The organism is Dietzia sp. HMSC21D01, assembly GCF_001815995.1.
Taxonomy (GTDB): domain Bacteria; phylum Actinomycetota; class Actinomycetes; order Mycobacteriales; family Mycobacteriaceae; genus Dietzia; species Dietzia cinnamea.
In genome coordinates this window covers 1-3877 of record NZ_KV823994.1, presented here as the reverse complement: position 1 = coordinate 3877, position 3877 = coordinate 1, and the positions used below count along the sequence as shown (strand labels likewise).

Genomic DNA, 3877 nt, shown 5'->3' with positions numbered 1-3877 from the left:
GCGCCGACGACGGCGTGGGGGCCGGGTCGGCGGTGCGGGCGGCGGCCACGTCCTCATCGGTTGGGGCCTCGGCCTCGTCGGCGGACCGGGTGTCGGCCTTCGCGGGCTCGTCGGGGGTCGCCTCGGGCGCGTCGGCCAGGGAGGTGTCCTCGATATCGATGCCGGACAGCGAGATCTGGACCGCCGTGGTGTCGAGCCCCAGGTAGACGGGCTCGGTGCCGCCGGTGCCGGTCACGCTCTCGCCCTTGCCGTCCGTGGACTCGGCTTCATACCAGGGGCCCCACGAGCCGTCGGGGTTCTTCGCGCGGACCTGCGCGACGGCGGCCGGGTCGTGGCCCTTCCACGTGACGCCGACCATCGAGAACGGCGTTTCGGACGTGACCTCGCGGACGGGGGAGCCGCCGGAGGCGACGTCACTGTCCACGCCCGTGGCGGGCGGTGCCTCGGCCAGCGGGACCGCGGTCTCGCCGGTCGGCAGTCCGCCACCGGCGGTGGCGGTGATGTCGTCGCCGGACTGGACGACCTGGTCCGCCCCGTATACGGCGAGGGGCGTGACGACGGACGCCGCGACCGCCACCGCCAGGGCGAGGGTCCGGCGTCGACCGCTGACGTACAGGGGGCGGCGTCGTGTTCTCAAGGGCTTCTCCAGATCAGGGTCTGTGTCACGCGGCTGCGCGGGCTGCGTGGCACTACTGCCCTTCAGACCCCGCCAAGGCGAGGCCACAGGGACGTATGTGACGAACGGGGTCAATGTTAGCCAAGAAACGACTGAAACCAAGTGGTAAAGCTGTGAAAATTGAGACTACAGGGATGTAGTTTCGAACCGGCGTACGACGACGAGAACGCCCGACCAGCACCGTGGGCCACTGCAGTCGCGCCGGGAAGTCGTCCTCCCCGTCGTCATCGGCGTGCCCTGAACCCACCCCCGACCCGCCGGATACCCTTGGACCCGGACCCGCGCCGACCGGCGCGTGGCCCGGTGAGCGGACGCCGCGCGCGAGGCGGGGACGAACCGCCGCCACGGACTACGGGAAGGCTCGAGACTTATGGCAGGCGAACGGCAGTGGGGCTCCTATGACCTCATCGTGGTGGGGTCGGGTTTCTACGGTCTGACGGTCGCCGAGCGGGCGGCGAGCGAGCTCGGCAAGCGCGTGCTGGTGCTCGAGCGGCGCCACCACATCGGCGGCAACGCCTACTCCGAGCCGGAGCCCGAGACCGGTATCGAGATCCACAAGTACGGCGCGCACCTGTTCCACACCTCCAACGAGCGCGTGTGGGAGTACGTCAACCGCTTCACGTCGTTCACCGGCTATCAGCACCGCGTGTTCGCCATGCACAAGGGCACCGCGTACCAGTTCCCGATGGGCCTGGGCCTGATCTGTCAGTTCTTCGGCCGCTACTACTCGCCCGACGAGGCCCGCGCGCTCATCGCCGAGCAGGCCTCCGAGTTCTCCTCCGAGGAGGCGGCCAACTTCGAGGAGAAGGCCATCTCCCTCATCGGCCGTCCGCTGTACGAGGCGTTCATCAAGGACTACACCGCCAAGCAGTGGCAGACCGATCCCAAGAACCTGCCCGCCGGCAACATCACCCGCCTGCCCGTGCGGTACACGTTCGACAACCGCTACTTCAACGACACCTACGAGGGCCTGCCCGTCGACGGCTACACCGCGTGGCTGGAGAACATGGCGGCGCACGAGAACATCGACGTGGTGCTGGACACCGACTGGTTCGACGTCCGCGACGACGTCCGCGCCGCGAGCCCCGACGCCCCGGTCGTCTACACCGGCCCGCTGGACCGCTACTTCGACTACGCCGACGGCGAGCTCGGCTGGCGCACCCTGGACTTCGAGACCGAGGTCCTGCCGACCGGCGACTTCCAGGGCACCCCGGTGATGAACTACAACGACGCGGAGTACGACTACACCCGCATCCACGAGTTCCGGCACTTCCACCCCGAGCGCAAGAACTACCCCACGGACAAGACCGTGATCATGCGCGAGTACAGCCGCTTCGCCGAGCGCGAGGACGAGCCGTACTACCCGATCAACGAGTCCACGGACCGCGAGAAGCTCGCCGCCTACCGCGACCGCGCCAAGGCCGAGACCGCCGCCAACAAGGTGCTGTTCGGCGGCCGCCTGGGCACGTACCAGTACCTGGACATGCACATGGCCATCGCCTCCGCGCTGACGATGTTCGACAACACCCTGGCGCCGCACCTGCGCGACGGCGCGCCGCTCGCCGACGGCTGACCGCCTGCGAAATCCGCTACCCCGCGGGGGGATCCGCTACTCCTACCGGCGTAGCGGATCCGTCGTCGGGGTAGCGGATCCGGGTGCGGTGTCCGCGGGCGCGTCGGCGACCAGCCCGTGCACGGCGGCGTCGCGCTGCGCCGCGTGCACGATCGTCGGCTTGGCCTCACCGAGGTGCTCCAGCACGGGCGTGACCGACGTCCAGAAGCGGCTCAGCGAGCTCAGGCCCTCGTTCTCGGCCCGCGCCTGTGCGCGTTGGGCCCGCGTGTCGTCGGCGCGCGTGGGGTGCAGGGCGGCGCGCTTGCCCTCGATGTGGTCGTCCTTGCGCTGCGAGATGACGTACCCCAGCGCGAACGCCACACTCCGCGGCATCCGCCCGGACAGCAGCACGTGCGCCTCCGGGTAGTCGTCCAACACCTGTTCCACCGCCCCGGACAGCTCCTCCACGAGCCGCGCGAACGTCCGCCGGTCGATCTGCCGCCCGCTCGCGCCGGGATACCACCGTCCGGCGGGGAGCGTCCAGGGGCGGAGGGTCGCGGTGGTGTCCGATCCGGAGTCGTCGGTTGGTGCGGAGCCGGCGGTGGCGCGGCCCGCGCCGTGGGTGGGGGCGACGACGACGACGAGGTCCGCCGCCTCCCGAAGCGGATGACCCGCGTCCACCTCGGAGACCGGTCCGCCCCCCTCCAGCTGGAGTGAGAGCCAGACCCGCCGCACGGAGATCCGGTCCGCCGGCGCCGCGACCGCCGACCCGGCGGGAAAAGTCACCATCGCCAGTTCCCCGCGGGGTTGGCTGCGGCGGGACCGCCACCGGCGTTCGGCCCACATGTCGTCGCCGTCGTCGAAATACACCGTCCGCACGCCCGTGTCGCCGCCGGGCAGGCGACGCCTGCGGGCCTCGACCGGCAGTTCGGCGAGATGGGTGCGCTCGCGCAGGAGGACGTCGTATCCGACCGCCAGTGCCGCCGGGAACGCGAGGTTGGGGGCCAGGACGAAGCCGGTCGCGTCGTCGTCGTCGTTCATCGCCCGCTCGAGCTCGTCGGAAATGTGGTCGACCTGGCGGCGCAAGTCCACCACGGCGTCGGCGGTGCCGAACCAGCCCGTCGCCGAACGGAAACCGAGACTGCGGGCGTTGGCCACGTCCACGGCGGCGCGCATCCGGTCCGCGCTCTCGGCCGGCAGCAGGCGCAGGTAGTACAGGGTGCCATTGTGCGCCATGAGCCACGCGCGCAGGGCCATCGCCGCCACCAGCACGAGCAGGGTGCCGAGGAACCAGCCCAGCCGGGACGGTGAGGTGCAGGTGTCGGACCACAGGTCGGACACCGTGGAGATCGTGCACGACGCGTCGCGGGCGACGAGGTCCTCGGCGACGAGCCCGCCGAACGCGGTGGTCAGCGTGACGGTGATGGCGATGAGCGTTTCGAGGAGGAACACGCGCATGAGCGTATCTGTCGCCTCGGACACCGGCCGCCAAGTGGCGGCACGACCTCCCCGACGGGCCTAGGCTTCTGGCATGATCCGCACGATCGCCCGGCCCCTGCCCCGCACGGTGCCCGCTGCCGCCGTCGACCCCGCCCCGGGCCGGGCGGCGGTCCTGAGCGGCGTCGCCGCCGCGCTGTTGCTGGCGCTGT

At 70.9% G+C, this 3877-nt stretch carries 2 protein-coding genes and 1 pseudogene; 1 reads left to right on the top strand and 2 read right to left on the bottom strand.

Going from position 1 to position 3877, the window contains the following annotated elements:
* Positions 1–637 (bottom strand): annotated as a pseudogene (locus HMPREF3086_RS12075) (hypothetical protein); the annotation flags it as partial.
* Between the two features lie 409 nt (positions 638–1046).
* Between HMPREF3086_RS12075 and glf the strand changes: the two are divergent.
* Positions 1047–2249, top strand: a complete 1203-nt coding sequence (glf, locus tag HMPREF3086_RS12070) for a UDP-galactopyranose mutase (RefSeq protein WP_070722078.1) — start codon at positions 1047–1049, stop codon at positions 2247–2249.
* Positions 2250–2291: 42 nt separating this feature from the next.
* On the opposite strand, the gene HMPREF3086_RS12065 is transcribed toward glf, so the two are convergent.
* Positions 2292–3686: a hypothetical protein gene (locus tag HMPREF3086_RS12065; RefSeq protein ID WP_070722077.1), complete on the bottom strand. Its 1395-nt coding sequence runs from the start codon at positions 3684–3686 to the stop codon at positions 2292–2294.
* Positions 3687–3877: the final 191 nt, after the last annotated feature.

Coding starts and splice junctions, on each gene's coding strand:
- HMPREF3086_RS12065 (WP_070722077.1), bottom strand. CDS start 3,686: ATGCGCGTGTTCCTCCTCGAAACGCTCATCGCCATCACCGTCACGCTG.
- glf (WP_070722078.1), top strand. CDS start 1,047: ATGGCAGGCGAACGGCAGTGGGGCTCCTATGACCTCATCGTGGTGGGG.